The 19,629-nt window shown below is 57.2% G+C and carries 21 protein-coding genes; 15 read left to right on the top strand and 6 right to left on the bottom strand.

Going from position 1 to position 19,629, the window contains the following annotated elements:
- Positions 1-1,524 (bottom strand): amino acid ABC transporter permease/ATP-binding protein, encoded by a 1,524-nt coding sequence (locus QLG08_RS00170; protein ID WP_014606526.1) that lies wholly within the window; start codon positions 1,522-1,524, stop codon positions 1-3.
- A 424-nt stretch (positions 1,525-1,948) separates the two neighbouring features.
- Here QLG08_RS00170 and QLG08_RS00165 point away from each other — a divergent pair, with 424 nt between their 5' ends.
- From QLG08_RS00165 to argE, 5 genes are all read left to right on the top strand, one after another.
- Positions 1,949-2,860, top strand: coding sequence for a LysR substrate-binding domain-containing protein (locus QLG08_RS00165; RefSeq protein ID WP_013024740.1), 912 nt, complete (start codon positions 1,949-1,951; stop codon positions 2,858-2,860).
- A 245-nt stretch (positions 2,861-3,105) separates the two neighbouring features.
- The gene (locus tag QLG08_RS00160; RefSeq protein ID WP_078829222.1) at positions 3,106-4,371 is read left to right on the top strand and encodes an NAD(P)/FAD-dependent oxidoreductase; all 1,266 of its coding nucleotides are present in this window, start codon (positions 3,106-3,108) and stop codon (positions 4,369-4,371) included.
- A gap of 17 nt (positions 4,372-4,388) precedes the next feature.
- On the top strand, positions 4,389-4,823 hold the full coding sequence (locus QLG08_RS00155; RefSeq protein ID WP_013024742.1) for a RidA family protein: 435 nt from the start codon (positions 4,389-4,391) through the stop codon (positions 4,821-4,823).
- Positions 4,820-5,494, top strand: a complete 675-nt coding sequence (locus QLG08_RS00150) for a DUF1028 domain-containing protein (protein WP_014606524.1) — start codon at positions 4,820-4,822, stop codon at positions 5,492-5,494. Before QLG08_RS00155 ends, QLG08_RS00150 begins: the two co-directional genes overlap by 4 nt.
- Positions 5,472-6,641, top strand: a complete 1,170-nt coding sequence (gene argE / locus QLG08_RS00145; RefSeq protein WP_072138588.1) for an acetylornithine deacetylase — start codon at positions 5,472-5,474, stop codon at positions 6,639-6,641. The genes QLG08_RS00150 and argE overlap by 23 nt, the downstream gene beginning before the upstream one ends.
- 56 nt (positions 6,642-6,697) lie before the next feature.
- Here the strand turns inward: argE and QLG08_RS00140 are convergent, their stop codons facing one another.
- Positions 6,698-7,471, bottom strand: coding sequence for a 2OG-Fe(II) oxygenase family protein (locus QLG08_RS00140; RefSeq protein ID WP_015700904.1), 774 nt, complete (start codon positions 7,469-7,471; stop codon positions 6,698-6,700).
- A gap of 98 nt (positions 7,472-7,569) precedes the next feature.
- Between QLG08_RS00140 and QLG08_RS00135 the strand changes: the two genes are divergently transcribed.
- Positions 7,570-8,517 (top strand): LysR substrate-binding domain-containing protein, encoded by a 948-nt coding sequence (locus tag QLG08_RS00135; protein WP_028714844.1) that lies wholly within the window; start codon positions 7,570-7,572, stop codon positions 8,515-8,517.
- Between the two features lie 79 nt (positions 8,518-8,596).
- Here QLG08_RS00135 and hpxZ read toward each other — a convergent pair whose 3' ends face one another.
- The 4 genes from hpxZ to QLG08_RS00115 are packed head-to-tail and all read right to left on the bottom strand — an operon-like array spanning position 8,597 to position 12,155.
- Entirely contained in the window at positions 8,597-8,980 is a 384-nt protein-coding gene (gene hpxZ / locus QLG08_RS00130; protein WP_013024747.1) for an oxalurate catabolism protein HpxZ, read from the bottom strand.
- A complete protein-coding gene (locus tag QLG08_RS00125) occupies positions 8,980-10,377 on the bottom strand; it encodes an AtzE family amidohydrolase (RefSeq protein ID WP_273761041.1) in 1,398 nt (465 codons plus the stop codon). Before QLG08_RS00125 ends, hpxZ begins: the two co-directional genes overlap by 1 nt.
- Positions 10,374-10,556, bottom strand: coding sequence for an oxalurate catabolism protein HpxX (hpxX, locus tag QLG08_RS00120; RefSeq protein ID WP_013024749.1), 183 nt, complete (start codon positions 10,554-10,556; stop codon positions 10,374-10,376). The genes QLG08_RS00125 and hpxX overlap by 4 nt, the downstream gene beginning before the upstream one ends.
- Before the next feature lie 12 nt (positions 10,557-10,568).
- Positions 10,569-12,155, bottom strand: coding sequence for a gamma-glutamyltransferase family protein (locus QLG08_RS00115; RefSeq protein ID WP_019106330.1), 1,587 nt, complete (start codon positions 12,153-12,155; stop codon positions 10,569-10,571).
- A 156-nt stretch (positions 12,156-12,311) separates the two neighbouring features.
- Here QLG08_RS00115 and hpxU point away from each other — a divergent pair, with 156 nt between their 5' ends.
- The 9 genes from hpxU to uraH all read left to right on the top strand — a co-directional run bounded on the left by hpxU (position 12,312) and on the right by uraH (position 19,508).
- Entirely contained in the window at positions 12,312-13,151 is an 840-nt protein-coding gene (gene hpxU / locus QLG08_RS00110) for a MurR/RpiR family transcriptional regulator HpxU (protein WP_013024751.1), read from the top strand.
- A 192-nt stretch (positions 13,152-13,343) separates the two neighbouring features.
- A complete protein-coding gene (locus tag QLG08_RS00105) occupies positions 13,344-14,129 on the top strand; it encodes a transporter substrate-binding domain-containing protein (RefSeq protein WP_014592993.1) in 786 nt (261 codons plus the stop codon).
- A 10-nt stretch (positions 14,130-14,139) separates the two neighbouring features.
- Positions 14,140-14,805 carry an amino acid ABC transporter permease gene (locus tag QLG08_RS00100; RefSeq protein ID WP_013024753.1) on the top strand — a complete coding sequence of 222 codons (666 nt, stop codon included), beginning with the start codon at positions 14,140-14,142 and terminating at the stop codon, positions 14,803-14,805.
- Positions 14,805-15,461 carry an amino acid ABC transporter permease gene (locus tag QLG08_RS00095; RefSeq protein WP_024471625.1) on the top strand — a complete coding sequence of 219 codons (657 nt, stop codon included), beginning with the start codon at positions 14,805-14,807 and terminating at the stop codon, positions 15,459-15,461. Before QLG08_RS00100 ends, QLG08_RS00095 begins: the two co-directional genes overlap by 1 nt.
- Positions 15,442-16,173, top strand: a complete 732-nt coding sequence (locus QLG08_RS00090; protein ID WP_014592994.1) for an amino acid ABC transporter ATP-binding protein — start codon at positions 15,442-15,444, stop codon at positions 16,171-16,173. The genes QLG08_RS00095 and QLG08_RS00090 overlap by 20 nt, the downstream gene beginning before the upstream one ends.
- Positions 16,174-16,194: 21 nt before the next feature.
- A complete protein-coding gene (locus tag QLG08_RS00085) occupies positions 16,195-17,430 on the top strand; it encodes an alanine--glyoxylate aminotransferase family protein (protein WP_273761040.1) in 1,236 nt (411 codons plus the stop codon).
- On the top strand, positions 17,427-18,680 hold the full coding sequence (gene hpxK / locus QLG08_RS00080; RefSeq protein ID WP_273761039.1) for an allantoate amidohydrolase: 1,254 nt from the start codon (positions 17,427-17,429) through the stop codon (positions 18,678-18,680). Before QLG08_RS00085 ends, hpxK begins: the two co-directional genes overlap by 4 nt.
- Before the next feature lies 1 nt (position 18,681).
- Complete coding sequence (uraD, locus tag QLG08_RS00075; protein WP_014606512.1) at positions 18,682-19,176, top strand: 2-oxo-4-hydroxy-4-carboxy-5-ureidoimidazoline decarboxylase; 495 nt, start codon at positions 18,682-18,684, stop codon at positions 19,174-19,176.
- A complete protein-coding gene (uraH, locus tag QLG08_RS00070; protein ID WP_013024759.1) occupies positions 19,173-19,508 on the top strand; it encodes a hydroxyisourate hydrolase in 336 nt (111 codons plus the stop codon). The genes uraD and uraH overlap by 4 nt, the downstream gene beginning before the upstream one ends.
- Positions 19,509-19,629 lie beyond the last annotated feature (121 nt).

Here is a 19,629-nt window from a genome sequence, read left to right as displayed (position 1 = left end):
TTACGCCAGCGAGACATCCTTCAGAAATGCTTCCACGCGCGGATGCTGGCCATCGCGCAGCGCCTGGGGTGCGTCGTCACAGACCACGCGTCCTTTTTCCATAAAGACAATTCGGTCAGAAACTTTGAAGGCAAAGTTCATCTCATGGGTCACGATCACCATGGTGATGCCCTCGCTTGCCAGGGCTTCAATCACCTGAAGGACTTCATTCACTTTTTCAGGGTCCAGCGCTGACGTGGGTTCGTCGAACAGCATGATTTGGGGGCGCATCATTAAGGCGCGTGCAATAGCCACGCGTTGCTGCTGACCACCGGAGAGCTGATGAGGGTATTTCCACGCATGTTCGAGCATGCCGACTTTGAAAAGCAGCGCGGCGGCCTGCTGCTTTAAGGCCTGGGTGGGCGCGAGCTTGTGATAGCGCGGTGCCAGCATCAGGTTATCCATAACGTTGAGGTGGCTGAACAAGTTGAAGCTCTGAAAAACCATCCCAATGTTGAGGCGGTGCTCGGTATGCTCAATGAAGCGTGGCTTACGTTGTTCTCCCTGCTGACGAAGGTGAATAAAAGGTTTTCCGTTAATACGAATCTCACCGTTATCGATCTGCTCCAGGCCGTTGAGCAGGCGAATCAGCGTGGTTTTTCCCGAGCCTGAAGGCCCGATCACCGAGACCACCTCACCAGCGTGGATCTGCAGGTTCACTGCGCCCAGTACTTCAACATTGTTGTAAGCCTTGTGAAGACGCAGGGCCTGCAACGCTGGCCCGCTGTCGTGCACTGCCTGACGAACCGGGCTCACCGCCGTGCGTTGTGCGAGGTCGAACAGTTGCGCATCGGGTTTGCCGGAAGGCTGACGCTGCGTGACGTCAAGATAGCGCTCCAGCTGCTTTAACAGGAAATCAAAGACGGTGACGATCAGCACGTAATAGAAGGCCACGGCAGCCATGGTTTCCATGACCAGAAAGTTCTGCGAGTAAAGCCGCTGGCCGACCATCAAAATTTCGGTAAGTGAGATAACAGAGACCAGCGACGTCAGCTTCACGATCGCGATGTATTCGTTCGCCAGCGCTGGCAAGGCCACACGCAGAGCCTGCGGAATAATAATGCGCCACTGAATACCGGCATAGCGTAGTCCCAGTGCCCGGGCAGCCTCGCTCTGGCCCCTGGGAATTGACAGCAGCCCACCGCGGTGAATCTCCGCGATGTAGGCGCTCTCACAAATGGTCAGCGCGATAAACCCGGCCCAAAACGGATCGCTCAATATCGCCGACGTGGCGGGCACTGCCTGAGGCAGGTTGTAAACAAAGATCAGCAGAACCAGTAAGGGCAGGCTGCGAAAGAGCCAGATATAAAATCGGGCAGGCAGTGTCAACAAGGGATGGCGCGACTGCTTGGCCAGCGCCAGAATAAATCCCGCGATAATGCTCATTCCCCAGGTCAGCAGGCTCAGTTTGATGACGGTCCAGGTCGCCAGCCAAAAGTTAGCGTCGCTAAACAGACTGAACATATAGTTCCAGTTAAATGTCATGGGCTTGCTCACATTAAACAGAAGAGGGTTAGTCATTTAATTCTGTAATTCACTATGGCGGCATGACGGGAACGATAGCAATTAGTAATTTCTTTGGTTCTGATTTTAAAAAAACTATCCAATGGCTATCTGCCTTTTTAAATGACGTCTTTTTAATATCACAGGGGAATATTTTGCGTATTGCTTCCCTTTTTGCGCTTATTTAGGGCAGGGCGCTGATCATTAAGACGCAACGTGAGAGTTATTGGTGCAATTTCTTTTTTTGAGCGTCGCGATCGGTTGCGGCTAAAAAAACAGGCGGGCGGTATTTTTGAATAAAGGGCACGCAGGCTAACTGAACGTGATGTGGCACAGCATTTGCAGCGCTACTTAGTCGAAAACGAAGCAAGGCTTCCGGGTAGCCATAAAAAACAGAGGTAACGCTATGAGTCGCTTTACACTTAAACAGCTCAGGTATTTTGTCGCCGTCGTAGAGACAGAAAGCATTGCTGAAGCTTCGCGCCAGCTGCATATCGCACAGCCCTCTATCTCTGTCTCCATTAAAAATCTGGAAGACGCCTTCGATCAGCAGCTGTTGATCCGTCATCATGCTCAAGGGGTTTCTCTGACGCCCGGTGGCCGCCGTTTTTATGAAAAAGCCCAGGAGCTGTTACGCCTGACGCATGAGTTTGAGCAAAATTCACGTGCAGATAACACGCTGATTTCAGGAACGATTGCAATAGGTTGCTTCGAATCTGCGGCACCGCTGTACATGCCAAAACTGATTGCGGGCTTCAAAAAGCGTTATCCCGACATCACCATTGAACTTTACGATGGCGAGCAGCATGAACTGATGCACGGGCTCCATCGCGGACGTTTCGACCTGGCTTTCCTGTACGATCTTGAGCTGGATAACACGATACAAAAAGCGGCGTTGAACGCGCCGCATAAACCCTATGCGCTCTTGCCAGTAAAGCATCCGCTGGCGCAAAAATCCCTCGTCACATTGCGTGAGCTGAGTCAGGAACCCATGATTTTACTGGATGCTGTACCCAGCAGGAATTACTTCATCAATATTTTCAAAAGCAAAGGTTATCACCCGCAGGTTGCCTACAGTTCGCCCTCCATCGAAATGGTACGGTGCATGGTGGGGCAGGGATTAGGCTTTTCCGTGCTGGTCACCCGGCCTTACACGGATATGACTTATGACGGTGAAAAACTTGCGCAGATTGATATTGAAGATGAGATGGAAGCCTCGACGTTAATCATGGCCTGGTTAAGTCATAATGAACCGACGCGCCCAACAAAACTTTTTATGGACTATTGCCAGAATAGTGCATTAGGGCCGACGGCGTGAAAAGCAGGGTGCATTTATCGTGCAGTTCGGTAAGAAAAGGAAAAGTATTTTTGACCACGGTGTTGAGTCATTCCGCGTTGTAATCGTTGGGTGGCCATAATAATCGGCTGCACATCCTTTGCTTATTAATTTCTTATTCAGATATTAGCTTTATAATATTTTACCCATTCACTTGCCTCAAATAGTCTTGGCGCTATCGCGTGTCAGGAACACGTCATTGAAACGGCGGGCTTGAGGATGGTGGAATGACAATAACAGAGCAAGAAACAGACACCCTGGTGATTGGGGCAGGACAGGCCGGTATCGCCATGAGCGAGCATCTGGGGCGGCTCGGCATTCCGCATTGCGTGTTGGAAAAAAAACGTATTGCTGAGGCATGGCGGACCCGCCGCTGGGATTCGCTGGTCGCCAACGGCCCGGCCTGGCACGACCGGTTTCCCGGCATGACGTTTTCGGGGCAAGATCCCGACAGCTTTGTGCCTAAAGAACAGATCGCGGACTATTTTGAAGCCTATGCGCAACACATTAAAGCCCCTGTCAAGACGGGCGTCGAGGTCATCAGCGTGGCGCCCCGTGCCGGGCGCAGCGGGTTCGATGTCCTCACCTCTGAAGGCCCGCTCGTCGCTCAACGCGTGGTCGTTGCCACAGGCCCCTTTCAGAAGCCCATTATCCCCGCGATTGCGCCCACGGATGCGGGATTCACTCAATTGCATTCAGCAGACTATCGCAACCCGCAACAACTGCCTGAAGGCGGCGTGCTGGTGATCGGCGCAGGCTCGTCAGGGGTGCAGATTGCCGATGAGCTGCAGCGTGCAGGAAAAGACGTCTGGCTCTCTGTTGGGCCGCACGATCGGCCGCCGCGCCGTTATCGCAACCGGGATTTTTGCTGGTGGTTAGGTGTGCTCGGCCTGTGGGATGCTGCTGCCAGTCAACCGGGTAAAGAGCACGTCACCATTGCGGTCAGCGGCGCGCGAGGCGGCCACACCGTTGACTTTCGCAGGCTGGCGGAACAGGGCATCAACCTGGTCGGGTTAACGGAGCGCTTTTCCGGTGATGTCGTGACCTTTAAGCCCGATCTGGCGCAAAACATCGCCTCGGGTGATGAAAACTATTTATCCCTGCTTGACGCGGCAGATGCCTGGGTAAAACGGCATGGCCTCGATTTGCCCGAGGATCCGGCCGCGCGCGCGTTTCTGCCCGATCCGGAAAGCATCTCGCATCCTGTGCAGTCGCTCAATCTCGTCCGCGCAGGGATCACCACCCTCATCTGGGCAACGGGCTATGCCACCGATTACAGCTGGCTGAAGGTTAACGCCTTTGACGAGAAGCGCAGACCCGTTCATCAACGCGGCGTGTCCACCGAGTCCGGGCTCTATTTTCTCGGGCTTCCCTGGCAGTCGCGCCGGGGGTCCTCGTTTATCTGGGGCGTGTGGCATGACGCAAAATATGTCGCCGACCATATTGCTATCCAGCGCCAGTATCAGGATTACCGTGCCGCTTCAGAAAACTGAACCAGGAGACTGTCTTTATGCCAACCCATACACGTATTCGGATGTTTAACACCAAAGAAACCTATCCCAATCAAACGCTGGACAACGATCTCTGCCAGGCCGTGCGTGCAGGTAACACGGTGTATCTGCGGGGCCAGGTCGGCACTGACTTCGACGGCAATCTGATTGGCCTGGGCGATCCGGCTGCGCAGGCGGCGCAGGCGATGAAAAATGTGAAGCAACTGCTGGAAGAGGCAGGAAGCGACTTGTCGCATATCGTCAAAACCACCACCTATATTATCGATCCGCGCTATCGCGAGCCGGTGTACCGTGAAGTGGGAAAATGGCTTAAAGGCGTTTTCCCCGTCTCGACTGGTCTGGTGATTTCAGCCCTGGCGCAGCCGCAGTGGCTGATGGAAATAGATGTCATTGCGGTGATTCCGGATGACTGGAAAGGTGGAGCGACCCAATGACCTTATCGGTAACGGCACGTTGTGAAGAAACCGGTCAACTTGGCATCGCCATCAGTTCATCCAGCATCGCCGTGGGCGCGCGCTGCCCCTGGCTGCAGGCTGGCGTGGGGGCCGTATCCAGCCAGAACATTACGTTGCCTTCTCTGGGGCAGCAGATTCTGGTGTATCTGGATCAGGGCCGCGCGCTCGATGTGGCGCTCAAGCTGGCGCTGGCTGAAGACAGATTCAGTGACTACCGTCAGGTCGCCGCAATCGATATCCAGGGGAATACGGCGTTTTTCAGTGGCAGCCAAACCCTGGGGATCTGGAGCGTGGCTGAAGGAAAAAACTGTATCGCCGCAGGTAATATGTTGGCGGACAAAGGCGTGACGGCAGCAATGTGTGCGGCTTTTGCTGCGGCCTCCGGTGAACTGGCCAGCAGGCTGCTTGCGGCCCTTCAGGCCGGTGTAGCGGCGGGCGGAGAAGCCGGACCGTTACATTCTGCCGCGCTCAAACTGGTGGATGACTACACCTGGCCATTGGTGGATCTGCGCATCGACTGGACAGAGGGCGATCCTGTTGGACAACTGACGCAACTGTGGCTTGCCTATGAACCGCAGATGGAAGCCTATGTCACGCGCGCGTTGGATCCGCGTGAGGCTCCCTCCTATGGCGTGCCCGGCGATGAATGATCGTTTAAGGGCGATTCTGGCCTCACTGCTGGCCGTTGACACAACCAGTCGGGCGTCAAATCTGGCCCTGATTCAGTTTATTGACGACTACCTGACTGACAGAGGCGTGACGACGCAGTGGCTGCTTGATGAGAGCGGTAAAAAAGCCAATCTGTATGCGCGTCTGGGGCCGGACGGCGAGGGCGGGGTCATGCTGTCAGGGCACACGGACGTGGTGCCGGTTGAGGGACAAAACTGGTCCGTTCCGCCTTTCGCCCTGACGGAGCGTGACGGGCGATGTTATGGGCGGGGAAGCGCCGACATGAAAGGCTTTATTGCCTGCGTGCTGGCGTCGCTGGATGACTTTCTGCAACAGCCCCTCCGCATGCCCTTACATCTTGCTTTTTCCTATGACGAAGAGGTCGGCTGCCTGGGCGTGCGCTCGCTGGTGGCGATGCTCAATGCCTCAGCGGCAAAGCCTGCGATGTGTATCGTGGGTGAGCCGACCGGCATGCAGCCGGTTTACGGACATAAGGGAAAGCGGGCGGTGCGCTGCCGGGTACAGGGCCTTGCCTGCCATTCCGCCTATACGCACCAGGGCGTCAACGCGATTCACTATGCCGGGCGGCTAATTGCGCATCTGTTGCATCAGGAAGCGGCGCTCAGGCAGCAACGTGATGAACGGTTCGAACCGCCCTACAGCACGCTGCAGGTGGGCACGATTCAGGGCGGAACAGCACTCAATATTGTGCCTGAAACCTGCCAGTTTGATGTGGAGTGGCGAACGCTGCCCGATACGGATGTCCAGAACCTGTATGACAGTGTGCGCCACTTCGCCGAAGCTGAGCTGATGCCTGAAATGCAGCGCATTGATCCGGTATGTCACATTGTCTTTCAGCCGCTGAGCGACTATCCCGGCTTGCTGACGGATCCGCAGACCGACTTTGCCCGCTGGCTGGCGCAGTGGAGTGGGCAAGACGACTTCACCACGGTGGCCTTTGGCACCGAAGGCGGGTTATTTAACGAGATGGGAATAGCGACCCTGGTTTGTGGGCCGGGAAGTATGGAACAGGGACACAAAGCAGATGAGTTTGTCAGTGTTGAACAGCTTGAACGCTGTATGACGATGTTAAAAAATCTGCGCCAGTGGATGCACGCGGCCGGTTAAGCCACGCAGGGCGGAACGCCCCGTGTGGCCTGAGCCTATCCGCTCGCAGGTGCCGTTTACAACCGACCGTAAAATGTCATCCGGGCCGTCTCAGACAAGGCGATGCCGGGCGCGGTATTGTAAGCCAGCACCGCCAGCATCCGGGTCACGTCGCCTTCGGTAGGCGTCACGCGATGCAGGGAATTACGTCCGCGAAACAGTACCAGGTCACCGGCTTCAATTGCCAGCTCTTCGACGGGCTGCTGTTCATCCAGCACGTCGGCCACGCCCGGATAATTCATCTCGCCCGCATCGGCATCCCGCAGATCTTTCACATACTGAAACCGCCCGCCGCCGGTTGGTTTCTGCACCAGTAACGTGATGGCAAACGACGAGTTATCGAAATGCCATCCCAGCTCTTTCCCGTGCGAGGCATAGTGAAGGTTAATGGACGACAAAGGATCGGCGTAGGGATACAACGCCTCTTCATCAAGCACCTCACACAAAAAAGACTGAAAAAGTGCATCGTCATAGAGCTGACGCAGCGGAGAATCCGGCGCGATGACGTCATCAGTAATACAGCCCTTAGTGCTACTGACTTCGCGGTTCCGGGGATGCGTATCGCTAAACGCAGGGTCCGTTTTCATCAGGTAGACGTTATGCTTACTTTGGGTATGGTAAGCACGGTGGCGTTGCGCATCGCCTTCTGCGACGATGGCCGCTAAGGCGGCGGGCTGTAAAAAATTGCGCAGCACCAGCGCGCCCTGCTGATGAAGTTGCGTCCGACACTGTTGACGCCAGGCGTGACTGGACAGAGGATGTAAGTCAGTGCGTACCAGAGATTCAGACATCGTTTATTTCCTACGCGTGATTATTTAGTCATCACTGTAACGAGGCCCGATTGTACTGAATACCAATAAATATTTAAGACCCTGATAAGGAAGCCTTAATGCCCACGCCGTCGTTGCGCCTGCCTAAAATTAACGTTATTCAGTCATTTAAGGTCGCTGCGGAAACCGGCAGCCTGACAAAGGCGGCGGCGCAGTTGGCCTTGACGCCAGCCGCGGTGAGCCAGCAGATTCGTCAGCTGGAAGATCACCTTGGCTGCGTCCTGTTTTTACGGACTCAGCATGGCGTCATGCTGACTGAGATGGGCAGGCAGTATCTCCGCTACGTGTCGGAAGCCTTCGATATACTGCAGCTTGGTCAACGGAATATCGGGCGAAAAGATACCGCCGCTCAGCTTACGCTGTATGCGCTTCCCGCACTGGCATCAAAATGGGTCCTGCCGCATTTGTCTGACTGGCGCGCGCGCTGCCCGCATGTCGGCCTCTCTCTTCATGGCACGCACGCCGACGTGGACTTCAGTAAAACCCCGGCTGATTTTGTTATTTGCTTTGGGGAAGAGGCCTATCCCAGGCTGAACAAACAGTATCTGTTCCATGATGAGGTTTTTCCGGTCGCCAGTCCCGCGCTGATCAATACCTTTGCTGCCGCAGACAGATTAAACCAGGCTCCGTTGATTCATCTCGACTGGGGGAAAGAGGGACGTTTTCTGCCGGACTGGCCTGCGTGGTTTGAGGCAAAAGGACTCCCTGAGCCCGTGGCGCAGCCCGGCCTGACGTTTAATCTGACCTCACTGGCGATTGATGCGGCGGTGGCAGGCGCGGGGATGCTGTTAGGGCAACGTCACATGATTGCCGGGGAACTGGCCCGGGGCGAGTTGCTGGCGATCGATTCCTTATGTCTGCCGCTCAGTAAACCCTATTATCTTGCCTGGCCTGCGCGGACAACCAGCCAGGAGGGAAGTGAAGAGATGATTGCCTGGCTGCGGGAACGCGCGGCAGAGCACGGTCCCGCCGGAAAGCCAACTGGGGATGCCGCCTCCCTTTCCTGAGGGGCCTGCACTGGTCACCGGGACGATGATCGACCAGCATGAAGGTGAGGCATCCTTGCCTCTGGCGCAAGGGTTCGGTTTAACTCATCAGACTGACCTGGGCCGCGACGATGCGCCAGCCTGAGGGGAATTTCACCCAGGTTTGTTGCTGACGGCCAATTTTCTCCGTGCCTGCACGGGTGAATTCGGTACTGCACACGGCAAAGGCATCGCCAAAGGTAGTGATCACCGTATTCTGTAAGGTGCGATCCAGCCCCGCCGAAGGGCGGGCGGCACGGAAAGCGCGAATCTCATCAATGCCGTACAGGTTCTCTCCGGCACCCAGCCGCACCGTTCTGGCATCGTGCCAGAACAGCGCATCCAGAACGGCAATATCGTTGCCCGTCAGCGCCTGTTCGTAACGGTTAAAGGCGGCGGTTACGGCATCCAGCACGTCGGGGCGGTTAATCTCTTCAGTATTCATCAGGCTCCAGCCATACAGGTAGGCGAAAATGTCAGGCCTTGTTGTTCAAGGGCAAAGGCGGCTCGTAATACCGCCTGTTCGTTAAACGGCGCACCGATAAGCTGCACGCCAATCGGCAAGCCGCTTGCCGTGGCCAGTGGAACAGTACAGACGGGCAGGCCGAGAAAAGAGATCGGTTGGGTTAACATGCCCATGCTGGCCTTGGTCGGCAAGTTCTGCCCGTTGATGGCAATAGTTTCCTGACCTATCAGCGGCGCGCTGCAAGGGGTGGCGGGGGCGATCAGGACATCAAACCGCTCAAACAACGGCAGTATTTGCTGTTGGAAATGACGACGGAAGCGTTGCGCCTGCACATACCACGCACCCGGCAGCATCGCGCCCGCCAGCAGGCGCTCACGGGAATGAGGTTCGAACCGTTCAGGTTGCTGACGCAGCGCCGGCAGATAGTGATTGCCGCCTTCTGACGCGGTCATAATAAAGGCGGCTGAGCGGGCCAGTTCGGCTTCCGCCATAATCACTTCCTCACTAGCCTGCAACGCGGTCGCGATTTGAATCTGCGCGGCACGGGCATCATGATCACACCACGTCGAAAAGAAGCCGCCCAGAACCGCACAGCGCAAATCCTGTGCCCCCCGTTCCAACTGAGGCCGCGTGGGTGCCTGAGGCCGATCGGCCTGAAAGGCATCCATGCTGTCTTTACCCTGCAGGAGATCGTAAACCTGCGCCAGATCGTCAACGCGGCGGGCAAAGGGACCGATGTGATCCAGACTGGCGACAAACGGATGGCTACCGCTGCGGGACAGGCGACCAAAGGTTGGCTTCAGGCCAAAGATGCCGCACAGGGAAGCCGGCACGCGTATCGATCCATTGGTATCCGTGCCCAGCGAGAAAGGCACCAGTCCGGCCGCCACGGCTGCCGCTGAACCGCCGGAGGATCCCCCGGCGATCCGCGCCAGATCATGCGGGTTGCGCGTGGCGCCATAGTGGCTGTTTTCAGTGGTAAAACCGTAGGCATAGGCATCCATATTCACCATGCCAGAAAGCAGGGCGCCGGCCTGCTGCAGTTGGGCGATGGCAAAGGCGTCACGGTTGGCTGCCGGGCGCTGACCAAATAATTCAGCCCCAGCCAGGGTTGAGTAACCCTGCACATCAAACAGGTTTTTTACCGCATAGGGAATGCCCGCCAGCGGCGGTAACATCTCACCGCGCAGGCGCTGTTTATCAATCGCATCCGCTTCCTGCAACATTCGCGTTGAAGTGATATCCGTCCAGGCATTCAGCTGCGGATTCTGTTTCTCAATCGCGGTCAGCGTCTGCTCCGCCACTTCGCGCGCACTGATCTCTCCCTGCTGAATCTTCTGCTGAAGTGCCTGAATGGAAACCTCGCTCAGCCTCATGCGTTGTACACTCCTGCAACTTCAAGACGATCGTCCAGCGGATAAGCCATCAGCGGGGCCGCCATATCGGCAATGCGCGTCATCTGGACCAGCAGGGCTGCACGGCGTGCGTCGTCCAGCTCCAGATGAAGAATGTGTTCCATTTGGGCGATATAGGTTGCCCACTCAATGTGATTCATAACGTACTCCTGTCAAAAACCGGCGGCGCTGCCGTTGCTACGCGGATCGCTTGCGCCTTCGAACATACCGTTGTTGTGACGAACAATCGCACCTGCATGGCCGACGACTTCACTGAATGGCGGAAGTGACTCCACCTCATGGCCTAACTGACGTAACCGCTCCAGCGTTTCTGGCGCGAAGCGACTCTCCAGCTTGAGGGAATCCGAGGTCTGTCCCCACGTTCGCCCCAAAAGCCAGCGGGGTGCGCTGACCGCCTGTTGCAGCGGCAGGCGCTGGATCACATGGCGGGTAAAAATGGCAGCCTGGGTCTGGGGCTGTCCGTCACCGCCCATGGATCCATATACCATCGTCCGGCCGTCTTTCAGGCGCGCCGCGGCAGGGTTCAGCGTGTGGAAAGGTTGTTTACCCGGGGCGAGTGCCAGCAGGTGATCGGGATCGAGGCTGAAAGCCGCTCCGCGGTTTTGCCAGACGATCCCGGTGCCGGGCATCACCACGCCACTGCCAAATTCATGATAAATGCTCTGGATAAAAGAGACGGAAAGGCCGCTGCTGTCCATGACGCCCATCCAGACGGTATCGCCGGGGCCTCGTCCGGTTCCCCATGGCGCGGCGCGGTTATCATCAATCTGGCTGGCGATCGTTGTGAGCAGATCGCTGTCGAGCAGCGCCTGCAGATCGTCCACCACATGACGGGGATCGGTGATGTGCCGATCGCGTAAAGCAAACGCTTTTTTTGTCGCCTCAACGATGCGGTGAATGGTTTGTGCTTCATCGGCATTCGCCATATCCAGATGATCGGTAATGCCCAGGATCGCCAGAGAAACCAGCCCCTGCGTCGGCGGTGTGATATTCCAGATATCGCCTTCACTATGTCTGACATGCAACGGCTTGACCCGACTGGCCCGCTGCTGCTGCAAATCGGCCAGGGTAACGGGAATGCCCAGGTTGACCATCTCGCGTGCCAGATGGTGCGCCAGCGTGCCGCGATAAAAGCTTTCCAGCCCTTCTTCACTTAGCAGGCTGAGCGTGCGCGCCAGGTCGGGTTGGGTGAAACGACTGCCTTCCGCCGGAACATCTCCGTCCGGCAAAAACAGGGCGGAAAAGCCGGGCTGATGCTGGAGCTCTTCGCGCTTGCTGCGGGTGGCCGCGGCCTGCGAGGCCGTGACCGGAATGCCGTCTGCTGCGTAACGCACCGCGTCACGCAGTAATCGTGCCAGGGGCAGGGGCGTGCCGCCCAGCTCGGCTGACAGCGCCAATGCCTCATGCCAGCCGCTCACCGTGCCCGCCACCGTTAATGCGGCTTTTGGCCCGCGATGTGGAATTTGCGTTTCACCCTGATAGAAGTCGATATTTGCAAGAGAACCCGCTCTGCCGCTGGCGTCGATAGCAATGGGGTCGCCCTTACCCGGCATTATCAGCCAGAAACCGTCCCCGCCCAGGCCGTTCATATGCGGATAGACGACGGCAATAGTCGCAGCAGCGGCCACCATGGCCTCAATCGCATTGCCGCCTTCACGCAGCACCGCCAGCGCACTTTCACTGGCCAGATGATGAGGCGTTACCGCCATGCCCAGCGGGGCCATATTGCTCTGAATCATGCTCTTCTCATTGTGTTATTCAGGGTACAGAACCAATAACTAAGCAAGAGCCGTTCCAGTTTTTATCGCCGCGAAGGATCGGAACCGGTTTATCTGGCCCAAATTATGCTAGCTTCTGTTAAACCCCGCGGTTGAAACAAAAGTTACAGGACCTGAATGAAACAGCTTGATGAACGGCTCAAAACCCACTACCCCCAGCTTTCGCCGCAGGAGCAGCGCATTGCCGACTTTATCTTTGACCACTTCGACGATCTGATTAGCTATAACAGCGCCGAGCTGGCGCGCCTGAGCGGCGTGTCAAAAGCGACCGTCAGCCGGCTATTTAAACGGCTCGGTTATGACAAGTACAAAGATATGCGCGATGAGCTGCGTACCCTGCGCCAGAGCGGGATGCCGCTGACGGATAACCGCGATGCCGTGCAGGGCAATACCTTACTGTCGCGCCATTACAAGCAGGAGATGGCCAACCTGACACAGTGGGTAAACAGCATTGATGCCCGGCAGTTTACTGAGGTGATCGCTCAACTGGCTCAGGCGAAACGTATCTACATTGTCGGCATGCGCAATGCCTATCCGGTGGCGCTGCACCTGCGCCAACAGCTGATCCAGACGCGTTCGCAGGTGCATATCCTGCCCCAGCCGGGACAGACGCTGGCCGAGGACCTGGTGGATATAACGCCTGAGGATATGGTCGTGGTTATCGCCTTCCGGCGGCGCACCCGCATTATCCAGCCGCTGATGCAGCAGTTGCAAAGCGCCGCTATTCCCGTGCTGGCGCTGTGCGAGCCTCAGGCGCAGAGCGTTATCGCCCTGGCGCGCTGGCAGTTTTGCGCACCGCTGGACAGCGTGTCAGCGTTTGACAGTTACGCGTCGGCCATGAGCCTGATCAACCTGCTTGCCAATGCCTTGCTGCATGAACTGCTGTCAGACGGACGCCAGCGCATTCACCATATTGCCGATCTTTATCACCAGCTTGACGAGCTGGAGCACCGTTAACAGGCACCGTTTTGGTGCTTTGCCCCGTTTTGGAACGTCCTGCGGGGCAACGTCTGATGCCTCTGTATTGCTATAAATAGCGCTTATCAGCCATTAAGTCGCATTTTTCAGCGTGCGTCCGCGTTGGCACATTAGTTGCAGAATGCCTTCAATAAGAATCTTTTGTTTCACATAATCTCACCGGGGTGCATAATGAAAAAAGTTCTGATGGCGGTCGCAGCAGCGGCAGTATTGATGGTGCAGGCGGGCAACGTGTTGGCCGATCAACTGCAGGATATCCAGAAACGCGGCGTGCTGCGGGTTGCGGTACCGCAGGATTTCCCGCCGTTTGGCTCAGTGGGAACCGATCTGCAACCCCAGGGCTATGACATCGACATGGCGAAGTATCTGGCTAAGCAGATGAAACTTAAGTTGCAGCTGGTGCCGGTCACCAGCGCGAACCGCGTACCTTACTTGCAAACGGACAAAGTTGACCTGGTGATCTCCAGCATGGGGAAAAACCCGGAACGCGAAAAGGTGATCGACTTTAGCCGGGCCTATGCGCCGTTCTTCCTGGGCGTTTTCGGTCCTAAAGGCGATCATCTGAAGGATGCCGCAGCACTGAGCGGTAAATCTGTTGGCGTCACCCGCGGTGCGGTAGAGGACATGGTACTGAGTGAGGTAGCCCCTAAGGATGCGCAGGTGAAACGTTATGAAGATAACAACACCACCTTATCCGCTTACCTCTCCGGCCAGGTGCAGTACGTGGCAACGGGTAACCTTGTGGTCGCGGCCATTACGCGTCAGAACCCGGCAAAAGCCCCTGTTGCGCAATTTATGCTGAAAGACTCTCCGTGCTATATCGGATTGAAGAAAGACGAGCCGGCGCTGAAAGACAAAGTGAATACGCTGATCGAGCAGGGCATTAAAGACGGCACGCTGAATAAAATGTCCGAAGAGTGGCTGAAAGCGCCGCTGCCAGCCAACCTGGGCGCATAAGGACGGAGCAATGACCGGGCAACTTAATTTCCCTGCATTGTGGCCGTACTGGCCGGAGTTGCTCTCCGGCCTGTGGGTAACGATCCAGTTAACCGTGCTGGCAACGGTCGGGGGCGTCAGTATCGGTATCATCGGCGCGGCGCTGCGCAGTGGTAAACCCAGTTGGTTAAGCCGCCTGTGGGGCCTCTATGTTGAACTGATACGCAACACGCCGTTTGTGGTGCAGCTGTTCTTTATTGTGTTCGGCTTGCCGAACCTGGGGCTGAAACTCACGGCGGGTGAAGCCGCGCTGCTGGCCATGCTGGTTAACCTGGGGGCTTACAGTACGGAAATTATCCGTGCCGGTATTCAGGTCACGCCAAAAGGGCAGTGGGAAGCCGGTCGGGTTCTGGGGTTGACGCGCAGCCAGACGTTTTTACGCGTGGTTTTGCCGCCGTCGCTGCAGCGGATTTATCCGGCGCTGGTGAGCCAGTGCATCATTGTCATGCTGGGATCGTCGGTGGTTTCGCAGGTCTCCTACGAGGAACTGACCTTCGCCGCCAACCTGATTCAGTCGCGCACCTTTTTGAGTTTTGAAGTCTACTCGGTGACCACGCTGATTTACCTGGCGTTGTCGATTGTGATGCGTCAGCTGCTGCTGGCGATTGGCCGCAAATGGCTGGGGGTGCAGGCATGATGACAACCTTTACTGACTGGGACATCCTGCGCAATCTGCTGCTGGCGGCTCGCTGGACCATCGCGCTGTCGCTGGTGGCCTTTTTAGGCGGCACGCTGGTCACGCTGCCGCTGCTGTTTTTACGCCTGTTAAAGCGTAAATGGCTGACGCGCGTGATCCGTGCCTATACCGAACTGTTCCAGGGCACGCCGCTGCTGATGCAGCTGTTTCTGGCTTTCTTTGGCGTCGGACTGTTCGGTATCGACGTCGCGCCCTGGACCGCCGCCTCGCTGGCGCTGACCTTTTATACCAGCGCGTTTCTGCTGGATATCTGGCATGGCAGTATTCAGGCCCTGCCCAAGGGCCAGTGGGAAGCATCACGCTGCCTCGGGCTTGATTTTGGTCAGACGCTGACGCGGGTCATCGCACCCCAGGCGATTCGCATTGCGATTGCCCCCACGGTGGGATTTGCGGTGCAGGTGATCAAAGGCACGGCGCTGGCATCCATTATCGGGTTCGTCGAGCTGACCAAGGCCGGCACCATTCTGAATAACGTGACCTATCAGCCCTTTAAAGTCTTTGGGCTGGTGGCACTGGGCTATTTCCTGCTGTGTTATCCGCTGTCGCGTTACAGCCAGTATCTGGAGAAAAAATTTAATGCCGCTCATCACCATTAATCAGGTGCAGAAGTATTACGGCACCAACCACGTTCTCAAAGGCGTGGATCTGGATATCGATATGGGAGAAGTGATCTCCATTATCGGGCGCAGCGGTTCAGGCAAAAGTACGCTGTTGCGCTGCATGAACGGGCTGGAAGGCTATCAGGATGGCAGCATTAAACTCGGCGGTATGACGATTACCGACCGTGATTCCCAGGCGCGGGAAATCAGCCGCTCAGTCGGCATGGTGTTTCAGAACTTCAATCTGTTCCCGCATATGACGGCGCTGGAAAACGTCATGCTGGCGCCGCGTCGGGTGCTGAAAAAAAGCCAGGCGGAGTGCCGCGAACTGGCGGCGCGCATGCTGGAGAAAGTGGGGCTGGGCGAGCGGCTGGATTATTACCCTTCCAGCCTGTCTGGTGGTCAGCAGCAGCGCGTTGCCATTGCCCGCGCGCTGGCGATGGAACCCCGCGTCTTACTGTGTGATGAGATTACCTCTGCACTGGATCCTGAGCTGGTCGGTGAAGTGCTAAAAGTGCTGGAACAGCTTGCCGCCGAGGGCATGACGTTGATTCTCGTCACCCATGAAATGAACTTCGCCCGCGACGTGGGCGATCGTGTGGTCTTTATGCATCAGGGGCGCGTCTGGGAGCAGGGCGACAGTAAAACGCTGTTCGCTTCTCCACAGACGGCGGAGCTAAAGCAGTTTATTTCCTCTGTGCGTCTTTGAGTGCTTAACAAGGAATTCACTATGGATATCTCTCAATTTCCGCAAATTAATCCTCCTCAGCGTCTGTTAATGGGGCCTGGCCCTATCAATGCCGATCCGCGCGTGCTGCGTGCGATGTCGAGCCAGCTGCTCGGGCAATACGATCCGGCCATGACGCACTATATGAATGAGGTGATGGCGCTGTATCGTGGCGTGTTTCGCACGGAAAACCGCTGGACGTTACTGATTGACGGCACCTCACGCGCTGGTATTGAGGCAATTCTGCTGTCGGCGATTCGCCCCGGCGATAAAGTGCTGGTGCCGGTCTTTGGCCGTTTTGGTCATCTGCTGTGTGAAATTGCCCGCCGCTGCCGTGCCGATGTGCACACGATTGACGTGCCATGGGGCGAGGTCTTTACGCCAGACCAGATTGAAGACGCCATCAAAAAAGTCAAACCGCGCCTGTTGCTGACCGTGCAGGGCGATACCTCGACCACCATGCTGCAGCCGCTGGCTGAGTTGGGTGCCATCTGCAAAAAATATGGCGTGCTGTTCTATACCGATGCGACGGCGTCGCTGGCGGGCAATGCGCTGGAAACCGATGCATGGGGACTGGATGCGGTCTCCGCGGGCATGCAGAAATGCCTGGGCGGCCCGTCCGGAACCTCCCCGATTACGTTGAGCGATGAGATGGCGGCGATAGTCCGCAAGCGCAAATGCGTGGAGCAGGGGATCCGCACCGACGCGCATCAGGATGGTGACGACGAGATGATCTACTCCAACTATTTCGATCTCGGCATGATCATGGACTACTGGGGCCCGGAACGGCTCAATCACCATACTGAAGCCACCAGCGCCCTGTTCGGCGCGCGTGAGTGTGCGCGTCTGATTCTGCAGGAAGGGCTGGACAACGGCATTGCCCGCCACCAGCTTCACGGCGAGGCGATGCTGAAAGGCATTCAGGGAATGAGGCTGGAAACCTTTGGCGATCTCAGTAACAAGATGAGCAATGTCCTGGGCGTGGTGATTCCCCAGGGCGTCAATGGCGATGAAGTGCGTAAGCTCATGCTGGAGGATTTTGGCATTGAGATCGGCACGTCCTTTGGCCCGCTGCATGGCAAAGTGTGGCGCATCGGCACCATGGGTTATAACGCGCGTAAAGACTGCGTGATGCAAACGCTGGCGGCGCTGGAAATGGTCCTGTCCCATGTCGGTTATCGTACGCCACAGGGGGCCGGTTCGCAGGCGGCATGGAACCACTATGGGAGCCATGCATGATGATGAATGCCAGCGAGGCTCAGATTGCCGCCCGGCGCGTGATGGCGCGCTGTGACGCGCTGGCTGAGATCAGTGAAAGCGATCAGGGCCTGACACGGGTTTACCTGTCGCCAGAGCACCTGCGGGCCAATGCGCGCGTGGGCGAATGGATGCAGGCTGCCGGTATGACGGTCTGGCAGGATGAGGTGGGCAATATCTGCGGTCGCTATGAGGCCGCGCAGTCCGGCGCTCCCGCACTGTTATTGGGTTCGCATCTGGACACGGTACGCAACGCCGGCCGCTATGACGGGATGCTAGGCGTGCTGAGCGCCATTGAAACCGTCCAGTGGCTGCACGATCGCCAGCGTCGATTGCCGCTGGCCATTGAAGTCATCGGCTTCGGGGATGAAGAGGGCACGCGCTTTGGCATCACGTTGCTGGGCAGTCGCGGCATTACCGGCACCTGGCCTGACAGCTGGCCGACACATCCTGACGGCAACGGCATCACGGTTTCCCAGGCGATGAGCGACGTGGGGCTGGATGCCAGTCAGATCCAGCGTGCCGCGCGCAACGTCAGCGATATCGTGGCCTATCTGGAGCTGCACATTGAGCAGGGACCTTGCCTGGAGCAGGAAGATCTCGCGCTCGGGGTGGTCACGGCGATCAACGGTGCCCGTCGTCTGAACTGCTGCTTTACGGGCGAGGCGGGCCATGCCGGTACGGTGCCGATGAAGCATCGTAAAGATGCCCTGGCGGCCGCGGCGGAATGGATGGTGTTTATTGAACACACGACGCGCGAACAGCCGGGGCAGTTAGTGGCAACGGTAGGCACGCTCAACTGCGCACCGGGCGCGGTCAACGTCATTCCGGGCGAGGTGAATCTGTCGCTGGATGTGCGCGGACCCGAGGACGCACCGCTTGAAGCGCTGCTGTCCGCCTTGCTGACCCAGGCGGAAGCCATTGCGCTGCGTCGGGGATTAACCTTCGAATCTCATGAGTATTACCGCATTGCGGCGACGGCCTGCGATGCCGGATTGCAACAGGCGTTGAGCCACGCGGTTGAAACCGTACAGGGGCGCAGCCTGGCCCTGCCCAGTGGCGCAGGCCATGATGCTATCGCAATCGCAGAACGCTGGCCGGTAGGCATGCTGTTTGTGCGTAACCATCGCGGTATCAGCCACCATCCGGCCGAATCGGTCAATGAAGCCGATGTCGCCCCGGCGGTTCAGGCCTATTTGCAGACGATATGTCACCTTGCGGAGCAGCATTAAGATGGATTTAGGCACCTTTAACCAGCTACCGCAAGCCGTCGCTCAGCTTGCGCTCTCGCACTGCGTCGCGATTCCTCGCTGGCAGCAGGCGCTGGTGGCGGCCCGCCCGTTTCACAGCGTTGAGGCCCTGCTGGCTGAGGCACAACGGCTGGCCCAGGCCTGGCAGGAAGACGATCTGAATCAGGCGCTTTCAGCTCATCCGCGCATCGGGGAAAAGGCACAGGGCGACGAGAAGGAAAAACGGTTATCACGCAGCGAACAAGCGGCCATGCAACAGGCAGACGATGCGTTACAGCAGGCGATGGTGCAGGGCAACCAGGCTTATGAGGCGCGCTTTAACCGGGTCTTTTTGATCCGGGCGAAAGGGCGCAGCGCACAGAATATGCTTGATGAACTTACACGGCGGCTGGACAACAGCCCGGAAAGCGAGCGCCAGGAATCTCTGGAACAACTGCGGGAAATCACCCTGCTGCGCCTTAAGGAGAGTTTTTCATGAGCACTATCAGCACCCATATTCTGGATACCGCGCTGGGTAAACCCGCGCCAGGCGTAGCCATGTTGCTGGAACAGCACGGGGCACAAGGGTGGGTAACCTGTGCCCGGGGCATCACGGATAACGATGGTCGCCTGAAGGATCTGACACCCGAGCCGCTTGCGCCGGGACAGTACCGCCTGACGGCCGCGATTGGCGAATACTTCCGCGCAGGCGGACGAGAAACATTGTACGTCAGTGCGCAAATTGATTTTGTGCTGACGGAAAGCGCCAGCCATTATCATCTGCCATTTTTAATCTCGCCCTGGAGCTGGTCTACCTATCGCGGCAGTTAACAGGTGCATCAGGCGCAGCGTTTTTCCGCTGCGCTTGAGAGCTATCGGCTATCAATACCTTCGGCCCATCCGACTATATTCCTGCTAACGCCAGGGTTATCTTAAGGTCAATAATGTGAAG

This window comes from Pantoea sp. V106_11 (assembly GCF_029967885.1).
Classification (GTDB): domain Bacteria; phylum Pseudomonadota; class Gammaproteobacteria; order Enterobacterales; family Enterobacteriaceae; genus Pantoea; species Pantoea ananatis.
The sequence above is the reverse complement of the archived record's forward strand: the minus strand, read 5'-3'. Positions and strand labels throughout refer to the sequence as shown.

Coding starts and splice junctions, on each gene's coding strand:
- QLG08_RS00170 (WP_014606526.1), bottom strand. CDS start 1,524: ATGACATTTAACTGGAACTATATGTTCAGTCTGTTTAGCGACGCTAAC.
- QLG08_RS00165 (WP_013024740.1), top strand. CDS start 1,949: ATGAGTCGCTTTACACTTAAACAGCTCAGGTATTTTGTCGCCGTCGTA.
- QLG08_RS00160 (WP_078829222.1), top strand. CDS start 3,106: ATGACAATAACAGAGCAAGAAACAGACACCCTGGTGATTGGGGCAGGA.
- QLG08_RS00155 (WP_013024742.1), top strand. CDS start 4,389: ATGCCAACCCATACACGTATTCGGATGTTTAACACCAAAGAAACCTAT.
- QLG08_RS00150 (WP_014606524.1), top strand. CDS start 4,820: ATGACCTTATCGGTAACGGCACGTTGTGAAGAAACCGGTCAACTTGGC.
- argE (WP_072138588.1), top strand. CDS start 5,472: ATGGCGTGCCCGGCGATGAATGATCGTTTAAGGGCGATTCTGGCCTCA.
- QLG08_RS00140 (WP_015700904.1), bottom strand. CDS start 7,471: ATGTCTGAATCTCTGGTACGCACTGACTTACATCCTCTGTCCAGTCAC.
- QLG08_RS00135 (WP_028714844.1), top strand. CDS start 7,570: ATGCCCACGCCGTCGTTGCGCCTGCCTAAAATTAACGTTATTCAGTCA.
- hpxZ (WP_013024747.1), bottom strand. CDS start 8,980: ATGAATACTGAAGAGATTAACCGCCCCGACGTGCTGGATGCCGTAACC.
- QLG08_RS00125 (WP_273761041.1), bottom strand. CDS start 10,377: ATGAGGCTGAGCGAGGTTTCCATTCAGGCACTTCAGCAGAAGATTCAG.
- hpxX (WP_013024749.1), bottom strand. CDS start 10,556: ATGAATCACATTGAGTGGGCAACCTATATCGCCCAAATGGAACACATT.
- QLG08_RS00115 (WP_019106330.1), bottom strand. CDS start 12,155: ATGATTCAGAGCAATATGGCCCCGCTGGGCATGGCGGTAACGCCTCAT.
- hpxU (WP_013024751.1), top strand. CDS start 12,312: ATGAAACAGCTTGATGAACGGCTCAAAACCCACTACCCCCAGCTTTCG.
- QLG08_RS00105 (WP_014592993.1), top strand. CDS start 13,344: ATGAAAAAAGTTCTGATGGCGGTCGCAGCAGCGGCAGTATTGATGGTG.
- QLG08_RS00100 (WP_013024753.1), top strand. CDS start 14,140: ATGACCGGGCAACTTAATTTCCCTGCATTGTGGCCGTACTGGCCGGAG.
- QLG08_RS00095 (WP_024471625.1), top strand. CDS start 14,805: ATGACAACCTTTACTGACTGGGACATCCTGCGCAATCTGCTGCTGGCG.
- QLG08_RS00090 (WP_014592994.1), top strand. CDS start 15,442: ATGCCGCTCATCACCATTAATCAGGTGCAGAAGTATTACGGCACCAAC.
- QLG08_RS00085 (WP_273761040.1), top strand. CDS start 16,195: ATGGATATCTCTCAATTTCCGCAAATTAATCCTCCTCAGCGTCTGTTA.
- hpxK (WP_273761039.1), top strand. CDS start 17,427: ATGATGATGAATGCCAGCGAGGCTCAGATTGCCGCCCGGCGCGTGATG.
- uraD (WP_014606512.1), top strand. CDS start 18,682: ATGGATTTAGGCACCTTTAACCAGCTACCGCAAGCCGTCGCTCAGCTT.
- uraH (WP_013024759.1), top strand. CDS start 19,173: ATGAGCACTATCAGCACCCATATTCTGGATACCGCGCTGGGTAAACCC.